18 protein-coding genes, 2 tRNA genes and 1 pseudogene are annotated in these 20,588 nt (G+C 64.7%); 17 read left to right on the forward strand and 4 right to left on the reverse strand.

Features of this window, described 5'->3' with window-relative positions; translation table 11 throughout:
- The first annotated feature begins 122 nt into the window (after positions 1 to 122).
- The 9 genes and pseudogenes from ABD654_RS08980 (at position 123) to nadA (ending at position 9,403) form a co-directional block, all read left to right on the forward strand.
- Entirely contained in the window at positions 123 to 578 is a 456-nt protein-coding gene (locus ABD654_RS08980) for a hypothetical protein (protein WP_344704412.1), read from the forward strand.
- Positions 533 to 2,000: pseudogene (locus tag ABD654_RS08985) on the forward strand (sensor domain-containing diguanylate cyclase). The gene ABD654_RS08980 and the pseudogene ABD654_RS08985 overlap by 46 nt, the downstream one beginning before the upstream one ends.
- A gap of 61 nt (positions 2,001 to 2,061) precedes the next feature.
- Complete coding sequence (locus tag ABD654_RS08990) at positions 2,062 to 2,961, forward strand: segregation and condensation protein A (protein ID WP_344704414.1); 900 nt, start codon at positions 2,062 to 2,064, stop codon at positions 2,959 to 2,961.
- Positions 2,958 to 3,728 carry an SMC-Scp complex subunit ScpB gene (scpB, locus tag ABD654_RS08995; protein ID WP_344704416.1) on the forward strand — a complete coding sequence of 257 codons (771 nt, stop codon included), beginning with the start codon at positions 2,958 to 2,960 and terminating at the stop codon, positions 3,726 to 3,728. Before ABD654_RS08990 ends, scpB begins: the two co-directional genes overlap by 4 nt.
- Positions 3,715 to 4,605, forward strand: a complete 891-nt coding sequence (rluB, locus tag ABD654_RS09000) for a 23S rRNA pseudouridine(2605) synthase RluB (RefSeq protein WP_344704418.1) — start codon at positions 3,715 to 3,717, stop codon at positions 4,603 to 4,605. The genes scpB and rluB overlap by 14 nt, the downstream gene beginning before the upstream one ends.
- 72 nt (positions 4,606 to 4,677) lie before the next feature.
- Positions 4,678 to 4,753, forward strand: a tRNA-Lys gene (locus tag ABD654_RS09005).
- Between the two features lie 14 nt (positions 4,754 to 4,767).
- A tRNA-Lys gene (locus ABD654_RS09010) sits at positions 4,768 to 4,843 on the forward strand.
- 162 nt (positions 4,844 to 5,005) lie between these two features.
- Positions 5,006 to 8,194: an Eco57I restriction-modification methylase domain-containing protein gene (locus ABD654_RS09015; protein ID WP_344704420.1), complete on the forward strand. Its 3,189-nt coding sequence runs from the start codon at positions 5,006 to 5,008 to the stop codon at positions 8,192 to 8,194.
- 189 nt (positions 8,195 to 8,383) lie between these two features.
- Positions 8,384 to 9,403 (forward strand): quinolinate synthase NadA, encoded by a 1,020-nt coding sequence (gene nadA / locus ABD654_RS09020; RefSeq protein ID WP_344704455.1) that lies wholly within the window; start codon positions 8,384 to 8,386, stop codon positions 9,401 to 9,403.
- A gap of 92 nt (positions 9,404 to 9,495) precedes the next feature.
- Here nadA and ABD654_RS09025 read toward each other — a convergent pair whose 3' ends face one another.
- The 4 genes from ABD654_RS09025 to ABD654_RS09040 all read right to left on the reverse strand — a co-directional run bounded on the left by ABD654_RS09025 (position 9,496) and on the right by ABD654_RS09040 (position 13,842).
- Entirely contained in the window at positions 9,496 to 10,956 is a 1,461-nt protein-coding gene (locus ABD654_RS09025) for a M48 family metalloprotease (protein WP_344704422.1), read from the reverse strand.
- A 294-nt stretch (positions 10,957 to 11,250) separates the two neighbouring features.
- The gene (locus ABD654_RS09030; protein ID WP_344704424.1) at positions 11,251 to 11,718 is read right to left on the reverse strand and encodes a cupredoxin domain-containing protein; all 468 of its coding nucleotides are present in this window, start codon (positions 11,716 to 11,718) and stop codon (positions 11,251 to 11,253) included.
- A gap of 143 nt (positions 11,719 to 11,861) precedes the next feature.
- Positions 11,862 to 13,196, reverse strand: a complete 1,335-nt coding sequence (locus ABD654_RS09035) for a sensor histidine kinase (RefSeq protein ID WP_344704426.1) — start codon at positions 13,194 to 13,196, stop codon at positions 11,862 to 11,864.
- The gene (locus tag ABD654_RS09040) at positions 13,177 to 13,842 is read right to left on the reverse strand and encodes a response regulator (RefSeq protein WP_344704428.1); all 666 of its coding nucleotides are present in this window, start codon (positions 13,840 to 13,842) and stop codon (positions 13,177 to 13,179) included. The genes ABD654_RS09035 and ABD654_RS09040 overlap by 20 nt, the downstream gene beginning before the upstream one ends.
- Positions 13,843 to 14,017: 175 nt before the next feature.
- Between ABD654_RS09040 and ABD654_RS09045 the strand changes: the two genes are divergently transcribed.
- The 8 genes from ABD654_RS09045 (at position 14,018) to ABD654_RS09080 (ending at position 20,510) form a co-directional block, all read left to right on the forward strand.
- A complete protein-coding gene (locus ABD654_RS09045) occupies positions 14,018 to 14,449 on the forward strand; it encodes a YqaA family protein (protein ID WP_344704430.1) in 432 nt (143 codons plus the stop codon).
- Positions 14,450 to 14,554: 105 nt separating this feature from the next.
- On the forward strand, positions 14,555 to 14,902 hold the full coding sequence (locus ABD654_RS09050; protein ID WP_344704432.1) for an NADH-quinone oxidoreductase subunit A: 348 nt from the start codon (positions 14,555 to 14,557) through the stop codon (positions 14,900 to 14,902).
- A complete protein-coding gene (locus ABD654_RS09055; RefSeq protein WP_344704434.1) occupies positions 14,893 to 16,158 on the forward strand; it encodes an NADH-quinone oxidoreductase subunit D-related protein in 1,266 nt (421 codons plus the stop codon). The genes ABD654_RS09050 and ABD654_RS09055 overlap by 10 nt, the downstream gene beginning before the upstream one ends.
- Entirely contained in the window at positions 16,143 to 17,081 is a 939-nt protein-coding gene (locus ABD654_RS09060; protein WP_344704437.1) for a complex I subunit 1 family protein, read from the forward strand. Before ABD654_RS09055 ends, ABD654_RS09060 begins: the two co-directional genes overlap by 16 nt.
- Positions 17,078 to 17,701 carry an NADH-quinone oxidoreductase subunit J family protein gene (locus ABD654_RS09065; protein ID WP_344704439.1) on the forward strand — a complete coding sequence of 208 codons (624 nt, stop codon included), beginning with the start codon at positions 17,078 to 17,080 and terminating at the stop codon, positions 17,699 to 17,701. The genes ABD654_RS09060 and ABD654_RS09065 overlap by 4 nt, the downstream gene beginning before the upstream one ends.
- Before the next feature lie 12 nt (positions 17,702 to 17,713).
- Positions 17,714 to 18,019: an NADH-quinone oxidoreductase subunit NuoK gene (nuoK, locus tag ABD654_RS09070; protein ID WP_344704441.1), complete on the forward strand. Its 306-nt coding sequence runs from the start codon at positions 17,714 to 17,716 to the stop codon at positions 18,017 to 18,019.
- Positions 18,020 to 18,023: 4 nt separating this feature from the next.
- Positions 18,024 to 19,964 carry an NADH-quinone oxidoreductase subunit 5 family protein gene (locus ABD654_RS09075; protein ID WP_344704443.1) on the forward strand — a complete coding sequence of 647 codons (1,941 nt, stop codon included), beginning with the start codon at positions 18,024 to 18,026 and terminating at the stop codon, positions 19,962 to 19,964.
- Between the two features lie 12 nt (positions 19,965 to 19,976).
- Entirely contained in the window at positions 19,977 to 20,510 is a 534-nt protein-coding gene (locus ABD654_RS09080) for a hypothetical protein (RefSeq protein ID WP_344704445.1), read from the forward strand.
- Positions 20,511 to 20,588 lie beyond the last annotated feature (78 nt).

Genomic DNA, 20,588 nt, shown 5'->3' on the forward strand with positions numbered 1-20,588 from the left:
AGTGTAATGCTGCAGGTTTTTTAATAACCGCGGAGAGCTTACCGGCGTGTTGTGGCAGGGGGTTGTATCGCGATAGACGCAAAAAGCGAGCAAGAGCAGGGGGCACGATAATGGGCCAACGCATGCACGGACGTTTGATCAAATGGACGGCCATCGTCTTCGTGCTGCTGGCAGGCGTGCTGTATATCGGCAAGATGCCGTACGACCAGATCTTGCGCGACGAGGTGCGCGCGCGCCATCAGCAGCTGATCAAAACCGCTGATATTCTGATTCAGGAAAAGCTGCTTGATTTGGAGCAGGATGCCTACCGGCTGTCGCTGCAAAGTGCGGTCAGCGGGTATCTGGACGCGCCAACGGTTGTGCGGCGCACCATCATGCAGCGTGCCCTGATAGATGCCAGCAATGCCTATCCGCGCTACGCCAAGATTCGCTACATTGACCGCGCAGGCATGGAGCAGATGCGGGTCAACGCAGCCCCGAGGACAATACCGCGCTGCAGGACCGCTCGCACACGGACTACGTCAAGAAAGGCTTGGCGCTTGAACCGGGCGAGACGTATCTTTCGCCGATGGATTTGAACATGGAGCGTGGCGAGCCGGAGTGCCCGCCCAGGCCCACGCTGCGCCTGGTGCGCCGGCTGGCCGACAGCCAGGGGCAGCCTCGCGGCATACTGGTGTTGAACTACTCGGCCGATAAGCTGCTGGCCCGCCTGCGCACGCTTTTTTCCGATCTTGATCAGCCCATGCTGCTGAACGCTGAAGGCTATTGGATGCTAAGCCCCGTTGCCGAAGATACCTGGGGCTGGCTGCTTGGCCGGCCGCAAAAGACGCTCAAAGCGCAGCGCCCGGCGCTTTGGAAGCGCATTCAGGCCGCGCCGGACGGCATGCTGGCGCTTGAGGGGGATCTGTTCAGCTATGCCCGCTTGAAGATCAGCCCGTCCGACGCGTGGATTGTGCTGATCCAGACCCGCAGCCCTGATTGGCACGTAGGGGCGGTGTATCTGCGGCCCTGGTTTCAGGCGCTGATTGTCGGGCTTTTTGCCATGGCCGCCGCGCTTGTGTATTTCGTGATCGCCGCCGGCGAGCAGCGCCGCGCCGCGCGCGAGGCAGAGTGTCGCCAGCTGGCCCAGTTCAAGGACCTTTACGACAACGCCCCGATTGGCTACATCACGTTGACGGCCACGGGGCTGATCACCAGCGTCAACCAGACCTTGCTGACCTGTTTGGGATACCGAAGTGATGAAAAGCTCAGCGGCCAGTATTTCTCGCAGCTGGTCAGCAACGCCTCGCGCCGGCAGCTCAGCGAGCTGCTGGCCTCGCTGAGCGCCGGCGAAGACATGCAGTGCCGGCTGGTGATATACCGCAAAAACGGCGAGCCGCTGACGGTGCTGTGCAGCGTGTCGTCGCTGATTTCCGAGGCCAACACGCTGATGGTGGGGCGCTGCAGCGTGCTGGACATCAGCCAGCAGGTCGCCCTGGAACAGTCCCTTGAACGCCTGGCCTACAGCGACCCGCTCACCGGGCTTGCCAACCGCCGCCACTTTGACGAGCTGGCCTACCGTGAAATCAAGCGTTTGCAGCGCGAAGGCGGCTCGCTTGCCGCGCTGGCGCTGGATATTGACCGCTTCAAGGTCGTCAACGACACCTACGGCCACGATATCGGGGATGAAGTGCTCAAATCGCTGGCCGATGTCTGCCGCTCGCAGCTGCGCGGCGGCGATATCATGGCGCGCTTTGGCGGCGAAGAATTCACCATTCTTCTGCCCGGCGCGGACGCCGCAGAAGGGCGCGCCAAGGCCGAGGCGCTGCGCGCTGGCGCAGACGCCGGTGGTAGTGGCCGACGTCGGCCCCATCCGCTATACGGTATCGATCGGCGTGGCGGTGCTTGAAAAGCCCGACGAAGCCCAGCTGACAGCGCTGCTCAAACAGGCCGACCAGGCGCTCTACCGGGCCAAGGAAACCGGCCGCAACCGCGTATGCGTTGCCGGCGTAAAAGACTAAGCGTCGGTAGACTTGCTAGACTGGCGCGCCGAAAAACGGCTTTTGGATAGCGAGACCCTGCGTGAGTGATACCCCCCTACCGGCGCCCGAAAACGCCGCGCCCGCCGGCGAGCCGGCCGCCCGGGCGCAGGCGCTGCTGTTTGACGAGCCGATTACCCGGCTGCCGGAAGATTTGTATATTCCGCCGGAAGCGCTGCGCGTGTTTCTGGAAGCCTTCGAAGGCCCGCTGGATCTTTTGCTGTACCTGATCCGCCGCCAGAACCTGGACATCTTGCGCGTTGATGTCGCCGCGATCACCCACCAGTACATCGAGTACGTGGAGCTGATGAAGGCCATGCAGATCGACCTGGCCGGGGAATATCTGCTCATGGCGGCCATGCTGGCCGAAATCAAATCGCGCACGCTGTTGCCGCGCCCGCCCCGGGAAGACGAGGACGAAGAAGACGACCCCCGGGCCGAGCTGATCCGCCGGCTGCAGGAATACGAACGCCTGAAAGAGACCGCCGAAACCCTGGATACCCTGCCGCGCACCGGGCGCGACTGGTTCAGCGCCCGGGCCGAGGTCGCCGCGCTTGACGCCCGGGTGGTGCCCCCGGAAGTCGGGCTTGACGAGCTGCTCGATGCGATGAGCGGCCTTCTCAAGCGCGCCGAGCTCAGCCAGCGACATGAAATCAGCCGCGAAGTGCTCTCCACCCGAGAGCGCATGCTGCGCATCATGGAGGTGCTGCACGCCGAGCGCTACACGCCGTTCGAGGCGCTTTTTACCCTGGAAGAAGGCCGCGCCGGGGTGGTGGTGACGTTCATGGCGCTGCTGGAGCTGGCCAAGGAAGCCGTGATTGATATCGTACAAAACGCGCCGCTGGCCCCCCTTCACGTTCGCGCCCGGGCCGCTGCGCCCGAGGCCGTCGAGCACGATGCGGACGGCGGCGAATCCGCCTTTGCCGACGAGGACTCCCCATGAGCGACGCCCCGGGCACCACCCTTGACGAGATCATCGAAGCCGCGCTGCTGGCCGCCGGCGAGCCGCTGGGCGTTGAACGGCTGGAAGCGCTGTTCGCCGAGGCCGAGCGCCCGGCCCGGGGCGAGCTGCGCCTGGCGCTTGGCCGGCTGCACAACCGCTACCAAAGCGGCGTGCTGGAGCTTGTGGAAAGCGCTTCCGGCCACCAGCTGCGCATTCGCCCGCGGTTTTCCCCCTGGGTTTCAAGGCTGTGGGACGAACGCCCGGCGCGCTATTCCCGGGCGCTTTTGGAAACCCTTGCGCTGATTGCCTACCGCCAGCCGGTCACCCGGGGCGACATCGAGGAGGTGCGCGGGGTGAGCGTCTCAAGCTCGATTATGCGCACGCTTTCCGAGCGCGGCTGGGTTCGCATCGTCGGGCATCGCGATGTGCCCGGCCGCCCGGCGGTGTACGCCACCACCCGCGGTTTTCTCGACGATTTCGGCCTGAAAACCCTGGACGCGCTGCCGCCTGCCCACGTGCTGGCAGGCGAGGACGACGCGGGGCAAAAAGCCCTTGCCGAGGATGAAAAAACGCGCCACGATGCGCCCTTCAAGACGGCAGCGCCGGAAAAGCGCGATGCCGACCACCACGCCGCGACGGCGTTAACCCGGCCGCTGAGCTTTGCCGATCTGGAAGCACGGCTGGCGGCCCGTGCCGGGCGCCCGGCACAGGACGACGAGCGCCCGGACGAGCATTCCAAGAGGTCAGACGACCATGCGTCAGAATAAAACCCCCGAAAACAAGCCGGCCCCCAGCGGCGAAAAGCTGCAGAAAGTGCTGGCCCGCGCGGGCCTGGGCTCGCGCCGTGAAATGGAAACCGCCATTGCCGACGGGCGCGTCAAGGTCAACGGCGCGCTTGCCACCCTGGGCGATCGCGTCGAGCCCCGGGACAGCGTCGCCTTTGACGAACGCCCGGTAACGCTGAAAGCCGAGCAGGAAACCCCGCGCCGGGTGATCATGTACAACAAGCCCGAAGGCGAGCTTTGCACCCGCAAGGACCCCGAAGGGCGGCGCACGGTGTTCGAGCGCCTGCCGCGGCTGAAAGGCGAGCGCTGGATCGCCATTGGCCGGCTGGACATCAACACCAGCGGGCTTTTGCTGTTCACCACCGACGGCGAGCTGGCCAACCGCTTGATGCACCCCTCCACCCAGATCGAGCGCGAATACGCCGTGCGCGTGATGGGCGAGGTCAAGCAGGAAAACGTCGTCGCCATGGTGGAAGGCGTGATGCTCGAAGACGGCCCGGCGCGCTTTACCGACGTGCAGGAATTCGGCGGCGAAGGCATCAACACCTGGTTTCACGTAGTGATTCTTGAGGGCCGCAACCGCGAGGTGCGCAGGCTCTGGGAATCCCAGGCGCTTACCGTCAGCCGCTTGAAGCGCGTGCGCTACGGCAATATCTTCCTTGACAAGCGGGCCAAAGCCGGAGAATGGGTAGAGCTTAGCCAGGACGAAGTGGACGACCTGGCCGCCCTGGCCGATCTGCCCGCGCGCAAGGTCCCTGAGCTGACCCCGGATGAGAAAAACCGCTGGAGCCGCGACAAAAACAAGCGCCGCCCGGTGCAGGCCATGCGCAACCCCAAGCCCAAACGCCCGCGGCGCTAAGCCCTTTCGAAAAAAGCAAAAAAACGCTTGCGAGCGGAAGGCCTTATCCGTAGTATATGCATCCGTTCGAGGGGGTCGTTAGCTCAGTTGGTAGAGCAGTTGGCTTTTAACCAATTGGTCGTAGGTTCGAATCCTACACGACCCACCATCGAACCTGCTAACGGGTCGTTAGCTCAGTTGGTAGAGCAGTTGGCTTTTAACCAATTGGTCGTAGGTTCGAATCCTACACGACCCACCAGATTCAGCGCCCCCGGCAGTTTTCTGCCGGGGGCGTTTTGTTTTGTGGCTGGATATGCCGCGCGGCGACTTCCGACAGGCGTGCGCCTTCACCGAGCGTGCTGTATGACCGAGCGTGCTATGATGCCGGCCAGATTCGCTTTCGCTAAAGGAACCCGGCGCTATGTCACTGATAGCCGACGCGGTGCTCAAAAAGCACGTACAGCCGCCCACCGCAATACCGCAAGATCACCTGGCGACGATTACCGCCTGGAAAAACAGCATTGTCAGCGGTGATATACAGCGCCAGAACGAGGTGGCGCTGCACGCGCCGTTTACCCAGCGGATTTTGGGCACGCTGCTGGGCTATGAAAGCTTCGGCCAGGGGGAGTGCTATACCGTTGCGCGGGAGTACGGCATTGCCCGCGGCGCGGTGGATATCGCCCTGGGGCAGTTTTACGGTGAACGTGAGCGCGACCGGGTCAAGGCCGTGTTGGAAGTCAAAGGCGCGAAAACCCGCGATCTCGATGCCATCATGCCCGGCCGGCACAAAAGCCCGGTGCAGCAAGCCTGGGAATATGCCCGCGATGTCAAGGGCGTGGAGTGGGTGCTGGTCACCAACTACTGCGAAATCCGCCTGTACCACGTCGGCGAAACCTCGCTGGTGTACGAGACCTTTGACCTGGCCGCGCTGGATGACCCCTGGGAGTACGCGCGTTTTCAGCTGTGCTTAAGCGCCGATAATCTGCTCAACGACCGCCCGCTTGCGCTGCTGCGCCAGACCCAGCAGGCCGACAAGGACATCACCGCGCGGCTTTATCAGGACTACAAGCGCCTGCGCGAAACGCTGATTGTGCATCTGATGGCCGCCAACCCCGAGTGGGAAGCGGCCAGGCTGGTGCCCGTTGCGCAAAAGCTGCTGGACCGCATTTTGTTTCTGGCCTTCGCCGAAGATACCGGGCTGATCCCGGATAGCGCGATTGCCCAGGCCTACCAGCACGCCGACCCCTACAACCCGCGCCCGGTGTACGACAACTTCAAAGGGCTTTTCCGCGCCGTTGATAAAGGCAGCAAGGCGCTGAACATTCCCGCCTATAACGGCGGTCTGTTTGCCGAAGACGCCGAGCTTGACAGCCTTTGCGTCAGCGACGAGCTGTGCGAGGCGTTCAAGGATCTGGCCGAGTATGACTTTGCCTCAGAGGTCTCGGTTACCGTGCTCGGGCGTATTTTCGAGCAGTCGATTACCGATCTGGAAACGCTGGCCGAGCAGCTGGCGCGCGGCGACGTCATCACCCCGCAAGACAACGCCCGCTCGGTACGCGGGCAGCGTGCCTTGCACGGCGTGGTCTACACCCCGGATAACATTACCGCCTTTATGGTGGAGCAAACCCTGGGCCGCTATCTGCAGCGCCGGTTTTCGCGCCTGCTGGAAAGCTACGGCCAGCTGAAAAACGACGGCAGCATCCAGTGGAAGCGCGGCAAGCAGACCGAGCTGAAGTTCTGGTACGCCTGGCAGGACGCGCTGCAGCATATCCGCGTGGTTGACCCCGCCTGCGGCTCGGGGGCGTTTTTGCTTGCCGCCTTTGACTTTCTTCACGCCGAGTACCAGCGCATCAACGACAAGCTCGCCGAGCTTACCGGCCAGCCCGGCGTGCTCGATCTCAACAAGGAAATCCTCAACCACAACCTGTACGGCGTGGATATCAACGCCGAATCCATCGAAATCACCAAACTCTCGCTTTGGCTGAAAACCGCCGAGCGCGGCAAGCCGCTGACCAGCCTTGACGCCTGTTTGCGCGACGGCAACAGCCTGGGGCTGACCCGGCCTGCCGCGGGCAGCGAATTTTGCTGGCATGCGGCCTTCCCCGACATCTTTGCCGACGGCGGCTTTGACGTGGTGCTGGGCAACCCGCCGTACGTGCGCCAGGAGCGCTTTGCCGCGCTAAAACCCTGGCTTGAGGCCGGCTATCAGGTCTATCACGGCGTAGCCGACCTGTACGCCTACTTTTTCGAGCTGGGGCTTAACTTGCTCAAACCCGGTGGCCTGCTGGGCTACATCAGCTCCTCGACGTTTTTTAAAACCAACGCCGGCACGCCCCTGCGGCGCTACCTGGCCGAGCGCACCTGCCTGCAAAGCGTGGTGGATTTCGGCGATCTGCAGCTGTTTGAAGGCGTGACCACCTACCCGGCCATTCTGGTGATGGAAAACGCCGCGCCGGCGTCGGACCACCGGCTGGAAATACTCAATCTGACCGATGATCTGCCGGAAAACCTGGGCCAGCGCTTTAACCAGGCCTACGGCACCATGCCGCAAAGCCGGCTGAATGAAGCCGGCTGGCAGCTGGAAGACGAAACCCTGGCCGCGCTGCGCCACAAGCTCACCCACGCCGACGACGGCACGCCGTACCCCAGCCTGAAAGACGTGTACGGCTCGCCGCTATACGGGATTAAAACCGGCTGTAACAAAGCCTTTGTAATCGACCAGGCAACCCGGGATGCGCTGGTGGCCGAAGACCCCGCCTCAGCCGAGGTGCTCAAGCCCTTCCTGGAAGGCAAGGACCTGAAAAAGTGGCATGCCCAGAACCGGCAGCGATGGCTGATATTTGCCCGGCGCGGAATGGATATTGATGCGTATCCAGCTATTAAAAACTATTTAATGGGTTTTAAGAATGAGCTGGAAGGGCGCTCTTCAAGCGGGCACCAATGGTATGAAATTAGTAGCGTGGTGGCCTATCACGAAAATTTTTATAAAACAAAAATTGTGTATCCAGATATATCTGAAATGAGCAAAATGTCGCTTGATAAAAGTGGTCATTTCCTTGCCGATACAGCCTTTTTTATTCCATATGCTGACACGTTTCTCATGGGGCTTTTAAATTCAAAGGCAGTCGATTTTATTTTCCGCGCAACTAGCACGCGAGCGCGTGGTGGTTACTATCGCTACAAAGCGCAATATGTGGAAACGCTGCCGATTCCGCCGGCGTCCGACGCAGAGCAGGCCGCCATCGCCAAGCTCGCCGAGCACTGCCAGCACACCGCCGAGCAGCGCCAGCGGGTGGCAGAGCGCTTCGCTCAGCGCCTGTGCGATGATCTTTGCCCTGCAGGCCACAACCCCAAGCTCAACACCAAAAGCCGCCAGTGGTGGCAGCAGGACTTCAAGACCTTGCAGGCCGAGGTGAAAAAAAGCTTTAAGCTCAAGGCCCGGGACGTGCTGATCCCGCTGGCCGAGCGCGACGACTGGGAAGACTACTTTATGGCCCGCCAGGCCGAAGTCGCCCGGCTGGACGAAGTGCTGGCCGCCGCCGAGGCCAAGCTTAACCGGGCGGTTAACGCGCTGTTTGGCATAACGCCGGAAGAGCAGACCTGCCTGTAGGCCGCCGCCCGGACGGGGCATGCTTGCCACGGCGCGTTTTCTCCCGGCAAAATAGCCGGCGGTGCACAGGGCCGGCCCCCGCGAAAGACGCCGCGGCCGGCCCGGGGCGCGGCGCGTACCGAGCGCGCCGCGATCGATGTTCAACAGGGGGATTCCCTGTTTATCGCAGTGGTAGACACAATGACAATCATGCCTTCTCCGGCGAGCGCGCCTGCGCTTGCCCCCGCCGCTTACGGCCCCACCCGTCGCTCCGCCGAGGACGAGGCCCGCATAGCCGAGATCAAGCGTCTGCTCAAAGCGCAAAACGCCGTGCTGGTGGCCCACTACTACACCGACGACGCCATCCAGCAGCTGGCCGAGCAGACCGGCGGCTGCGTGGCCGACTCGCTGGAAATGGCCCGCTTCGGCGCCCGCCACGAAGCCGAGACCCTGGTGGTGGCCGGGGTGCGCTTCATGGGGGAAACCGCCAAGATTCTCTCGCCGGAAAAACGCGTGCTGATGCCCACCCTTGAGGCCACCTGCTCGCTGGACGTGGGCTGTGCGCCGGACGAATTCAGCGCCTTTTGCGACGCCCACCCGGAGCGCACCGTGGTGGTCTACGCCAACACCTCAGCGGCGGTAAAAGCGCGCGCCGACTGGGTGGTAACGTCCTCCATCGCGGTGGACGTGATCGAGCACCTGCAGGCCCGGGGGGAAAAAATCCTCTGGGCGCCGGACAAGCATCTGGGCGGCTATATTCAGCAGAAAACCGGCGCGGATATGCTGATGTGGGACGGCGCCTGCATCGTCCATGAAGAGTTCAAGGCCCGGGGTGTGGAAGACATGAAGCGCCTGTACCCCGAGGCCGCCGTGCTGGTGCACCCGGAATCTCCGGCCTCGGTGGTGGCCCTTGCCGACGTGGCCGGCTCAACCTCGCAGCTGATCAAGGCGGCCAGAGCGCTGCCCCACGACACCCTGGTGGTGGCTACCGACCGGGGGATTTTCTTCAAAATGCAGCAGGCCGTGCCGGAGAAAACCCTGTTTGAAGCGCCCACGGCGGGCAACGGGGCCACCTGCAAAAGCTGTGCTCACTGCCCGTGGATGGCGATGAACGCGCTGGATAACCTGGCCGGCGCGCTGCGCGAGGGCCGCGGCGAAATTCACGTCGGCGATGCGCTGCGCGAAAAAGCGCTGGCGCCGCTGGAGCGCATGCTCAACTTTAACGCGTAATGCAGCGCCTCGGCGTAGCGTTGCGCGCGGCAGTCCGCTCTTGCCGGGCCCGCCGGCCTGCAGCACAAGGGCTGTAGCCGGGCCGGCGGCGGTTACGAAAATTCCTCCAGTGCTTCGCGGTAGTCGATAAACGCTTCCCGGCGGGAGGCGATGCGCGCCTCAAGCCCCGGGCGGTTGTTGCGTTTGGCGGCGTCCAGAGCCAGATCCAGCTGGCGGATGCCCTTGTCAATGCGCCCGGTCAGCTGCAGGTATTCTGCCTTGGCCAGGCGGCCTTCGGCGACGTGACCGCTGCGCCCGGCGGCTTCGGCCAGCAGGGTAAAGCCCTGGGGGTTTTCCGGGTGGGCGTCGGTTATGTCGCGCAGCTGCCGGTAGGCGGCTTCGGGGGCGCGCTGGAGCTGGGCTTCGGCCAGCGTCAGCCGGGCGGGCAGGTAGTCGGGAATCAGCCGCAGCAGCCGCTGGGCGCGGCGGATGGCGTCGTCGACCCGGCGTGCGTTCAGGGCGATGCGGGCGGCCGAGGCCGGCAGCAAGGCCAGGTCCGGGTGCTGTTCGGCCAGTTGATCCATAGCGGCAAGCGCACGCGACGCTTGGCCTTGCTCGGCGTCGATGAGCGCTTCGAGATAGCGGATGGCGCCCTTGGCGGCGCTGTCCTGGCGCAGAGTGGTCAGCGCCTGCTGCGGGGCGTTGCTGTGCAGGTGCAGCAGCGCCCGGGCGCGCACCATGTCATACAGGGTGTCGTCCTGATAGGCATCGGCGACGGTGAGCTGGGCCGCCCGGGACTGGGCGTCGCTGAGCCGGCTTTCGCTGACCGGGTGGCTGAGCAGAAACTCCGGCGGGGTGTCGCCCTGCAGCCGCGCCATGCGCTGCATGGCGCGGAACATGCGCACCATGTCGGCGGGCGGGTAGCCGGCATCGGCCAGGGTTTGCATGCCCATGCGGTCGGCTTCGCGTTCAAAGCGCCGGGAGTAGCGCAGCTGATCTTGCAGCATCGCGGCCTGCGAGCCCATGGCGGTGGCAAGCCCGGCGCTGCCCGCGCCGCTTGCGGCCAGCACCATGCCGGTGAGCATGGCGGCCATGGCGGGCAGCTGGGTTTGCCCGGCGCGCTTTTGGCCCCGGGCAAAATGGCGCTGGGCCAGATGGCCAAGCTCGTGGGCCAGCACCGAGGCAAACGCACCTTCGTCCGGGGCGAAGGCGTAAAGCCCGGCGTTGATGCCGATCACACCGCCAGGCACGGCAAAGGCGTTGAGCGAGCCGTTATCCACCATCACGCTTACGGGCAGCTCGCCGTTAAGGTGGCTGTAGGGTGCTAGCCGCGCGATCAGCCGGTCAAGGTAGTCGTGCGCCACGGGGTCTTGCCACTGCGGCGCGTGGGCGCGGAACTGGCGCAGCCAGGCGCGGCCCAGGCGCGCTTCTTTGTTGCTGGCGGCATGGGAGACCCCGCCCAGCGAGGGCAGGCGGTAGTCGGTCGTCGCCGCACTGACCGGCATGCTCAAGGGCAGGGTAGCGGCCAGCAGCGTGGCGCAAAGCCGGCCAAAAACGTAGCGCAGGCGATACATGGCGTCCTCGCGGTGGTTAAAAAGGCCGTGACACAAGCGCTTAAAGGGCGCGTGCCGCAGGCAAAGTGCCCTCCATGCTAACGGTATCGTAGCGTACGTGCGAAAAGTGCCGGGGAGAAAGTGCCTGCCCCCATGAAACCGCCGGTAGCCTTTGCGGCTATCGCCCGGCCGGGGGCGAGCACTGCGAGATGAGGGCCGCCGGCATCAACAGGCCCGCCCGGGGCACGGCGCACCCCGGGCGGGCTATTCTTGAAAGCAGGGTATTCTTGAAAGCGGGCTGGCTTTGAAACCGGACTAGCCTTGAAGTTTGATCGTGCCGTGCATGCCGGCTTCGTAGTGGCCGGGTATGTTGCAGGCATATTCCAGCGCGTCCACGTCTTCAGGCGCGGTCCACAAAAGCGTGGCGGTTTCGCCCGGCGCCACGGTCACCGAAGGCATGCCGCCGCCGTGGCTGTGCCCGTCGCTGCCGTGGCCGCGGCCTTGGTTTTTTTGCATCATGAGGCGATGCTCTTTTTGCGCCTGGGTGTTTCCAATAACGAATTCGTGTTTCACGCGGCCTGTGTTGGTGACGACGAACTTGACGGTGTTGCCCGGCGCTATGCGTAGCGCTTGCGGGTCAAACCACATGTCCCCGGCGTTGAATTCAATGGTGCGGTCGAGCTCGGCGTTTGCCGGATCGGCGTGAGAACCGCTGTGCTCTCCTGTCGCCCAAACGGGCGCGGCTGCCAGGCTCAGGGCTACAATCATGAGCGTTTTGGTCATTGTGCTGCCTCCTTGAAAGGTGTCAGGGGCCATTGATACACCGCTTGTCTGAAATCAGGCTGAATAGGCGACATTTTCATACCCCCGCTGACGTTTAGGGTGTTCACCATGACGCAAAAAGCTGAACCACGGCTGACAAGCCGTCAATCAACGCCGTCGGCAACGGGGATCGTCACCTGCACGTCAAGCCCGCCCGCAGCGCCGGCGTTGAACTGTGTCTTTCCTGCATAGCGGGTCACCAGCTGGTCCAGAATCGACAGGCCCAGCCCGTACCCGGGGTGCTGTTCATCGAGGCGCATGCCGCGCTGCCCCAGGTGGGGCAGGTATTGTTCGCTGATGCCGGGGCCGTCGTCGGCCACGCGGATACGCAGCGCATCGGTGACGGTCAGGCGGCAAGTCACGTCTCGATGTGCCCATTTCCCTGCGTTATCGAGCAAAATGCCCAGCATTTCGGAGAAATCCTGGGATTCCACCGGCACGCGCGCCTCCTTGTCGGCCTGTGTGTCCAGACGAAACGTCTTGTCCGGGTAGAGGCTGCGAAACATGTCTATCAGGCGCGAGGCGTCCCGGTGCGGCAGTGACATGCGCCCGGCGTGAGGACCGGCAATGCGCGAGCGGCGCAGCTCTGAGTCCAGCAGCGCATGGATTTCCTCAAGGCGCTCAACGAGTTTTTGCCGCCGCGCTTCATCGATGGGGCGCGACCCTCGCAGCACTTGCGTGACGGCGGCCAGCGGTGTCTTGAGCGCGTGGGACAGGTTGGCCACGGAATCCCGGGAGCGCTGCAGGCGGCTGTCGATTTCATCCATAAAGCGGTTGAGCTGGGAAGTCAGGCCGTCCAGCTCTGCAGGCACGTCCGAGGACAGGCGGTCACGCCTGCCCAGCTGAAGCTGTTCGAGCTGTCGGCGCAGGCGGGACAGCGGTATCAGCGCGCGGTTGACGGCAAACAGGTTCAGCGTAATCAGCAGCACCAGCAGCACAGCCGAGATGCCGGCGACCCACCAGTGCAGCTGCGAGAGGCCCTGTTCCACCCGGGAAAAGTCTTCGCCCACCAGCAGCACGCCGGACTTTCCTTCCAGCACGAAAGGCTGCCGGTAGACCAGCAGGTGCTGCCCGTTCTGGCTGACTTCCACATGGGCTTCATTGCGCTGATTCAGCAGCGGGGCCAGCGCACTTTGCCAGCGCTTGTCGGAGGCCGATACGTTGCCCGCAAAGCGCAGCACGTACAGGTGGTGGAAAATCTGCGAGCCCCGGCTGGCGGTTTCCAAAACCGCCGGGGTAGAGACGCCACCCTGCTGCAGCTGCTCTACGGCATAGCGGGCCTCTCGCTCCAGGCGCTCTCCGAGAAAGTCGCGCGCCAGGTCTTCGAGCAGAATGCCGTGCAAAAGCCAGGTGGTGCCCGTCACCACAAGGGCGATACCCGAAAGCCAGGCCAGCAGGCGAACGCGCAGGCTGCGCCGGTTAACGGGAAACAAAGACATACCCCTGGCCACGGCGGGTCTGGATCATGTGTTTACCGATATGGCGGCGCAGGCGCGCAATATAGACCTCCACCAGATTGGGGGCGGCCGCGTCCTGGTCGAGTGCGTAAAGCTGGTTGAGCAGGCGCTCTTTGGACAGCACTCGGTCGGCGTGGTGCATCATGTAGCGCAGCAGGCGAAACTCGGTGCCGGTCAGGGAGCGCCAGTCCCCGCCGGCAACGCTCAGACACTGGCTGGCTTCATCCAGCGAGATACCGTTGAGCGTGAGCCGTGCGGCGACATGGCCGGTGCGCCGGCGCAACAGCGCCTTGATGCGCGCGATCAGTTCGGCTTCGTGGAAGGGCTTGGTCAGGTAGTCGTCGGCGCCGGTTTCCAGGCCGTTGACCTTGTCTTCCCAGGTATCCCGGGCGGTGAGGATGAGCACCGGCGTAAGGCAGCCTGCCTGTCGCCACTGCGACAGTAGGCGCAAACCCGAGCCGTCGGGCAGGCCGAGATCGAGAATGACCAGCGCGTAGTCTTCGGTTTTCATAAGCGAGCCGGCCACCGCCAGAGAGGGGGCCAGATCCACTCGATACCCGTGGTCTTTGAGGCTTTCGATCAAACTTTCCGCCAGCAGATCGTCGTCTTCGAGAAACAATAGCTTCATGGCAGGCTACCTCTGGGCGTGGATGCAGCCGGACAGGCCGGCTTTGTCGTGGCCCCGGTATCCGGTTTGAGGATGACAGACGACATGCTACCGCCGTATTCGTTTGCCGCAAAAGCAAGGGTGGCGGCAACGCGCACTTGAACGTGACACCGGGCTTGCCGGCCGATGAGGAAAAATGGACGGACTGACAGGCTACACGGGGCTTTTTTTGACGGCGCTGGGGGCCGCGACGCTGTTGCCCATGCAGTCCGAGGCCGTGCTGGTGGGGCTTTTGCTCCATGATCAGCACATGGTCTGGACGCTGGTGGCGGTGGCCGCTGCGGGCAATACCCTGGGCTCGACGCTCAACTGGCTGCTGGGGCTTTACGTGGAACGTTTGCAGCATAAGCGCTGGTTTCCCGCCAGCGAGAAAGGGCTGGCCCGGGCCCGGCGCACCTATCACCGCTACGGCCGCTGGTCGCTGCTGCTGAGCTGGATGCCCGTCGTGGGGGACCCGCTGACCGTGATCGCCGGCATCATGCGCGAGCCGCTGTGGAGCTTTCTGCCCATTGTGGCGCTGGCCAAGACGCTGCGCTACGCGGTGCTGGCCGCGCCGTTCTGGGTGTGAACGGCGCCGGTGCGCGACCTTGACCTGAGTGCCGGGCAAAGGTATCAAACTGCACGTAAAAGCATCATAGACCACCATTATGCGCATCTGTAAGGCAGGGTTATCATGGAGCTGCTGACGCTTCTACTGATATTGCTGCTGGGGCTGGGCGGCGGTTTGCTGCTGCAGCGGTGGCCGGGCCGGCACGGCGCGAGCCCGACCTACCCCCAGCGGGCGCCGTTTCTGGGCGGGGGCACGCCGGATACCCACGCCTGGAGCCGCTACCACATACGCTACTATCCCATGACGCTTTTATTGATCGCCTTCGAAATGGAGATGATGTTCATGTACCCGTGGGCCGCGGTCTATGTGGAACAAGGCATGAAAGCGGTGATGGAAATGGGCATGTTTTTGTCCATCCTCGGCGTCGGCATTGTATACGGCTGGCGAGAGGGAGTGTTCAAGTGGCAGTAAGCTGGCTTTCGCGCCTGGCCGTGCGCGGCCCGGCCACGGTGTTTCCGGCCTTGGGCATGCACGGGGAAGACGCCCTGTACCGGCTGGCCCGGGACCCCGGCATTGCGCTGGTGGACACCCCGCGCCACGCCGCGATACTGCTGGTCGCCGGCGGCGTGCCGCCCCATTTGCAAGACGCCCTGCGCCGGGTGCACGACCAGCTGCCGGCCCCTTGTGCCACGCTCTGGTACCAAAGCGAGCCGCTGCTGGAGCTGAATCAGCCCGGCGCCGTCATCATCGATGACCCGGCGGCGTTGCCCGGCGCGGTGAAAAAGACCTGGCGCCGGCTGATCACCCGGGAGCAGGACACCGCCCCCCGGCTGCTGCCGGATACTCCGCCCAACCCCTGGCAGGGGCTGGGTGACGACGGCCACGGCGGTGAAGGCATGATGGGCGGCGTGCCCTACGGCCGGCCCATGGCCATGCCGCCCACGCCGGATCTGCGCGACGGCCTGGCGCTGGACGTGCTGACGTTTCGGCTGGGGCCGTTTTTTCCGCTGTGGCCGGCGGGGCTCGCAGCCGAGGTGGCGCTGCAGGGCGATATCGTGCAGCAGTTTGCCGTGGTGTCCCCGGCGTTTCCCCAGGCCGTGCCGCAAATTTTTGTTGAGGCCCAAAGCCGGCCGGTGGCCATCGCCGAGCTGGAGCGCAAGCGCGTTCAACATCATCTATACGCTTTTTTTCACGCTCTGGGGCTGGCGCACCTGCCGGGTCTTGCCCGGCGCGCGCTGGCCCTCGCCGAGCAGTGCGACAGCCGGCCCGTCCAGGCGCTGGATAAAGCCTTCACGGCGTTTGAGCGGGCGCTGGTTCGCCGCGGTTTTTTTGCCCTGTATCTGCCCCGGGGTGCCACGCTTGAGGGCGAAGACGCCCGGGCCCTGGGCGGCGTGGCCGCCCGCGCAGCCGGCGTAGAAGACGATGCCCGCCACGCCGATGACGGCTACCGCCGGCTGGGGTTTTCCCCCGTTACCCAGCAGGCCGGCGACGTGCCGGCGCGCTGGCGCCAGCGCCTGGCGGAAATCCAGCAGTCCCTGCGGCTGATTGGCCGGGCCGAGCAAGGCGACGCCGTCACGGCCGCGACCGATTCGATCGAGCTGCCGCAGGGAACGGGCAGCGCCCATGAGCTGCTGGAAAACCAGCTGCCGGGGCTTGAGTGGAGCGAGGCGCTGGCCACCGTGGCCAGTCTGGACGTAGCGGAGGTGTCGCCATGGCCGCATCCGTGATGCTCGAACAGCTGTTTTGGCCGCCGGTGCTGGTGTTTGCCGTGCTGGGCGGCGGCGTGTATCTCTGGGCGGTGCTGGACGGCCTGGCCGCGCGCCTGCTGGGGCCGCCACAGGCGCAAAGCGTGTGGCTGAGCCCCTTGAGCCGGGGCGCGTGGCTGCTGGTCCAGCAGGCCAACACCACCGAAGCGCCGGACCTTTGGGGCTGGCGGCTGGCACCGGCGCTGTATCTCGCGCTGGCGGCGGTGGGGCTGGCGCTGGTGCCCTGGTCGCGTGACTGGGTGGCGACGGATCTGGCCACCAGCCTGGTGCTGTGGGGCAGCGTGGAGGCGCTGGCCACCGTGGTGATATTTCTCCACGGCTGGTCGGCCAACAGCCATTTTGCCCTGATGGGGGCCTATCGCTACGTGGCGCTGGGGCTCTCCTACCTTCTGATCAGCATGTTTGTGCTGATCGGAGCGGCGCTGCCGGCGGAGTCGCTGGCGCTGACTCAAATCGTGACCTCCCAGGAGGACGTGTGGAACATCGTGCGCCAGCCGCTGGGCCTGCCGCTGTTTTTGCTGGTGGGGCTGGCGCTGACCTTTCGCGGCCCGTTCAACCTGGCCGACACCCGGGATATGGCCGGCGGTACCGGCGTTGCGGTGTCAGGCCCGCCGCGGCTGGTGTGGGCGCTTGCCCGCAGCGCCATGCTGGTGGCCTTTAGCGGCATTGCGGCTACGGTGTTTCTCGGCGGCTGGCTGGGGCCGTGGCTGCCCGGGCCGCTGTGGGTGGTGCTCAAGATGCTGGCGGTGCTCGCCGTGCTGGCCGGGCTGGGGCGCTGGTTTGCGGTGGTTTCTCCGTCGCGGTGTCTGAGCCTGATGTGGCTGGTGCTGTTGCCGCTTTCGTTTGTCGATCTTGTCTGGGCCGGAGTGGTGGCGCTTTTATGAACACTTCTATCGGTGTGGATGTGGCCTTTTGGCTGCTCGCGGTGTTTGCCGTTTATACCGGGTGGCGGGTGTTTCGCACTGACTCCATGGTGCGGGCCTCGTTTTTTCTGCTGCTGTCCTTTATTGCCGTGGGCGCGATCATGCTGCTGCTGTCGGCGGTGTACCTGGGCGTGGCGATGTTTTTCATGATGGGCGTCGAGATGATGGTCATGGCGCTGTTCATGGTGATGTTCATGATGAACCCGGCGGGCCTCAATCCCATGATGATGGTGCACCAGCACAAACTTTCCATCGGCGCGGGGGTGGCCGGCTTTGCCATACTCGCGGCCATGGCGCTGCTGGCCGGCTTCCCGCAGCAGGCGCTGCCGGCGGATCTTGAGCCTGTGGCCTCCCTGGGCCATGAGCTGATGGGCGACTCGATGCTGATATTCGAGTCCGCAGGCGTTGTGCTGCTGGCCACCATGATTGGCGTGGTGGTGCTTTCAAGCCCCCGGGGGCGCTTTGGCTCGGCCCAGCACGGCTCGATGCCGCCGGGACTTGAACCCGGCGGGGACCCGGCAGGCATGCCCGAAAAAAGCGAAGAAGCCGGCGGGCACCATCACCATCACCACGGCCACTAACAGGAGCGGACCATGACCTTGACCGCGGTATTGCTGCTGGCAGCGGCGCTGATCGGCATCGGCATTTACGGCACGCTTTCCCAGCAGTCCTTCGTGATGTTGATGATGGGGCTTGAGCTGATGCTTAACGGCGTGATGCTGGCGGCCGTGGGCTTCTGGGCCATGAGCGGTGCCGGCGCGCCCGAAGGGCAGCTTCTGACCATTGTGGTCATGGCGGTCATGGCCATTGAAATGGCCATGGGGTTTGCCCTTGTCGTGGCGGTGTATCGCGGCAAGCAGGCGGATGTCACCGAGTCCATCGCGGATCTGAAGGGCTGACAACATGATGCTGTGGATTGCCCCGTTACTGCCGGTGCTCATGGCACCGCTGATCTACCTTGTCGGCCGCCGAGAAGGGCGGGTGGGCGTCACGCTGCTGGCGCTGCTCGCTTTGGTGGCAACTATCGCCACGATCGTTGCGGGCACGCTGATCCCGGGGAGCATTCAGCCATGGCAGGGCAGCTACACGCTGAACGCCGCGCTGGCGCTGAAGGTGGGGCTGACACCGGCGAGTCAATTCATGGCGCTGGCGATCCCTCTTATGGCGCTTCCGGTGGTGCTGTTCGCCGGTGCCCACGAGCGCGCCCCGCTGGGCCGGCTGCTGGCAATCATGGTGGCCTTTGTGGGGGCCATGGAGATGCTGGTGCTGGCCCGGGATCTGCTCACCCTGCTGGTGGCCTGGGAGCTGATCGGGGCCTGTTCCTGGGCGCTTGTGCTTCACCGCTGGCAGAGCGGCGACACGGTGAAAAACGCCGCTCAGGTCTTTCTGGTCACGCGCTTTGGCGATCTGGGGCTGTATATCGCCGCCGCAGCCGTGTTCGCGGGCAGCGGCAGCTTTGACTATCAGCAGCTGGCCGAACTGGACGGCGGCCTGCTGCAGGTGGCCGCGGCGGGCATTCTGCTCGCCGCCGTGGCCAAGTCGGCCCAGGTGCCGTTCTCTGCCTGGCTGTTTGCTGCGATGGCCGGCCCGGTGTCGGTGTCGGCGCTGCTCCATGCCGCCACGCTGGTGGCCGCCGGCATGTACCTGCTGGCGCGGCTTCAGCCGCTGCTGGCGGAGGTGGCGTGGCTGATGCCGGCCACTATGCTGATCGGGCTGGCAACGGCGCTTTTGGGCGGCGTGACAAGCCTGATGCAGGGCCATGCCAAGCGGCTGCTGGCCGCGTCGACCTCGGCCCAGTACGGGCTGATGTGGGTGGCCATCGGCGCCGGGTTCCCCGGCGTGGCGCTGCTGCATTTCTTGAGCCACGGCTTTTTCAAGGCCGGCCTGTTTTTAACCACCGGCGTGGCCGAGCGCAAGGTTCAGAGCTATCAGCTTGACGACATGCGCCTGGGGGATCGCCTGCCGATGATCGCTTTGATTAGCGGCACCTTCGCCCTGGCGCTAGCCGGCATGGTGCCGCTGGGGGCGGCCTGGACCAAGGAGCAAATCGTCTCGGCGGCCTATGCCGCCTCGCCGTGGCTGGCGGCTGGGGTGCTGCTGGCCGGGGGGCTGAGTGCCATGTACGCCACGCGCTTTCAGCTGGCGGCGTTTGGCCCCGTTCGCGGCTGGCGTGCCCGGCGGCGCGCGTCATCGCTTTCAGGCACTCGCCGGCTTGAGGGTGTGGCGCTGGGTGCGCTCTGCGCGCTGACCCTGGGGCTTTCCCTTTTGTGGTGGCCCGAGGCTCGGCGCTGGCTGCAGCCGCCGGCGTGGGCGCTGGCGGAAAGCCACCTCTGGCTGCTGGGCGTATCGCTTGCGCTGGCGGTAGCGGGCATTGGTCTTGGCGCGGCGCTGGTGCAGCGAGGCCGTCCCCGCGGGCAAAAAGGCTGGGTGCGCCTCGCCCGTGGCTGGTGGGGGCTTGAGCCCCTGACGCGCGGCGTGGGCACCGCCGTGGTGGCGCTGAGCAGCGGCCTGGCGCGGTTTGATCGCGACGTGCTGGAAAGCGCCACCCTGCGGCTCTCCGGGCAGGCATCCCGCGCCGCCGCTGCTCTGGCCCGGCGCGATGCGGAGGGCGTCGAGGCCAGCCTGCACGGCAGCGCGTCGGCGGTGACCCGGATAGCTGCGTTCGGCGCGACCGCCGGCGAAGCCCTGTCGGAACGGCTGCCCGAAACCCTTTCCCGGCTGGCCAATCGCGGCGGCGGCCGCGCGCGTCAAACCCAGTCCGGGCAGACCCATCATTACTACGCCGGTATGGCCATCGGCTTTGCCGTTTTATTGATCCTGCTGTTAATCGGCGATGCGCTGTAAGGAGCAAACCCCGTGATGTTGACCCTGGCCTGGTGCTTACCGTTATTGGGTGCGTTGCTGCTGGCTTTTGTCCCGGGCTGGACGGCGCGCAGCGCCCGCGCCTTTGCCACCCTGGTAGCAGCTGCCGCGCTGCTGATTCTTGTCGTGGCCTGGTTTGGTTTCGATCCCGACGGGCCGCTCTTTCAACACGTATGGGAAGTGCCCTGGGTGCCGTCCATCGGCGTGGCCTATCGGGTCGGGGTCGACGGCATCGCGCTGGCGGTGGTGACCATGAGCGCGCTGATTTTTGTCGCCGCCGTTGCCTACCCGCTGGATACCCCAAAAGACGCGCAGCCCGCGCCGGCGCATCAGTATTACGGCTGGATGCTGTTCTTGATGGCCACGTCGCTGGCGGTATTTCTGGTGCTGGATCTGCTGCTGTTTTACGTGTTTTTTGATCTAAGCCTGGTGGGCATGTACTTCCTCATTGGGCGCTGGGGGCACGGCCGGCCCCAGCGCTCCGCGCTGACGTTCTTCCTGTGTAACTATTCAGGTGGCGTCGGGTGAGACTCGCCAACCCGCTGTTCCTTCAGGCATAGTACCGTCATTCGACTCCCCCACCCAGCAGGCAACATGACCATCAGA

This window comes from Halomonas cibimaris (assembly GCF_039537045.1).
GTDB lineage: Bacteria > Pseudomonadota > Gammaproteobacteria > Pseudomonadales > Halomonadaceae > Vreelandella > Vreelandella cibimaris.

Coding starts and splice junctions, on each gene's coding strand:
- ABD654_RS08980 (WP_344704412.1), top strand. CDS start 123: ATGCACGGACGTTTGATCAAATGGACGGCCATCGTCTTCGTGCTGCTG.
- scpB (WP_344704416.1), top strand. CDS start 2,958: ATGAGCGACGCCCCGGGCACCACCCTTGACGAGATCATCGAAGCCGCG.
- rluB (WP_344704418.1), top strand. CDS start 3,715: ATGCGTCAGAATAAAACCCCCGAAAACAAGCCGGCCCCCAGCGGCGAA.
- ABD654_RS09015 (WP_344704420.1), top strand. CDS start 5,006: ATGTCACTGATAGCCGACGCGGTGCTCAAAAAGCACGTACAGCCGCCC.
- nadA (WP_344704455.1), top strand. CDS start 8,384: ATGCCTTCTCCGGCGAGCGCGCCTGCGCTTGCCCCCGCCGCTTACGGC.
- ABD654_RS09025 (WP_344704422.1), bottom strand. CDS start 10,956: ATGTATCGCCTGCGCTACGTTTTTGGCCGGCTTTGCGCCACGCTGCTG.
- ABD654_RS09030 (WP_344704424.1), bottom strand. CDS start 11,718: ATGACCAAAACGCTCATGATTGTAGCCCTGAGCCTGGCAGCCGCGCCC.
- ABD654_RS09035 (WP_344704426.1), bottom strand. CDS start 13,196: ATGTCTTTGTTTCCCGTTAACCGGCGCAGCCTGCGCGTTCGCCTGCTG.
- ABD654_RS09040 (WP_344704428.1), bottom strand. CDS start 13,842: ATGAAGCTATTGTTTCTCGAAGACGACGATCTGCTGGCGGAAAGTTTG.
- ABD654_RS09045 (WP_344704430.1), top strand. CDS start 14,018: ATGGACGGACTGACAGGCTACACGGGGCTTTTTTTGACGGCGCTGGGG.
- ABD654_RS09050 (WP_344704432.1), top strand. CDS start 14,555: ATGGAGCTGCTGACGCTTCTACTGATATTGCTGCTGGGGCTGGGCGGC.
- ABD654_RS09060 (WP_344704437.1), top strand. CDS start 16,143: ATGGCCGCATCCGTGATGCTCGAACAGCTGTTTTGGCCGCCGGTGCTG.
- ABD654_RS09065 (WP_344704439.1), top strand. CDS start 17,078: ATGAACACTTCTATCGGTGTGGATGTGGCCTTTTGGCTGCTCGCGGTG.
- nuoK (WP_344704441.1), top strand. CDS start 17,714: ATGACCTTGACCGCGGTATTGCTGCTGGCAGCGGCGCTGATCGGCATC.
- ABD654_RS09075 (WP_344704443.1), top strand. CDS start 18,024: ATGATGCTGTGGATTGCCCCGTTACTGCCGGTGCTCATGGCACCGCTG.